Raw genomic sequence first — 462 nt, 5'->3', positions numbered from 1 at the left:
TCCTTGGTATGCGCGTAGTCGAGCAGGTCGTCGTAGCGGTCGAGATGGTCTTCGGAAATGTTCAGCACCGTCGCTGCAGTCGGGCGCAGACTTTCAGTGTTTTCCAGTTGGAAGCTGGAAAGCTCCAACACCCACACGTCCGCTTTTTTGCCTTCACGCTGCAATTCCGCCTCCAAAACCGGCGTGCCGATATTGCCCGCGATAACGGTATCCAGCCCGCACTTGATGCAGAGATAACCGACCAGGCTCGTTACCGTGGTTTTGCCGTTGCTGCCGGTAATCGCAATCACCTTGTCGCCGCGGCGGTTCACAATGTCCGCCAGCAATTCGATGTCGCCCAACACGCGTCCGCCGTTTTGCTTGAACGCCTCGATATCCGGCTGCCGCTCGCTGATGCCGGGACTGAGCGCCAGAATATTGAAACCGTTGTCCAACGCATCTTTCAGACGACCCGTGTAAAAC

The 462-nt window shown here is 56.9% G+C and carries 1 protein-coding gene; it reads right to left on the bottom strand.

Translation table 11 applies throughout. The features are described from left to right. On the bottom strand, window positions 1-462 hold a 462-nt coding region (locus ACTHUR_RS20270; protein WP_440400594.1), incomplete at both ends, for a Mur ligase family protein.

It is taken from the genome of Neisseria sp. P0021.S007 (genome assembly GCF_051956855.1).
Note: the sequence above shows the minus strand (reverse complement) of the source record. Positions and strands in the feature narration are given on the sequence as shown.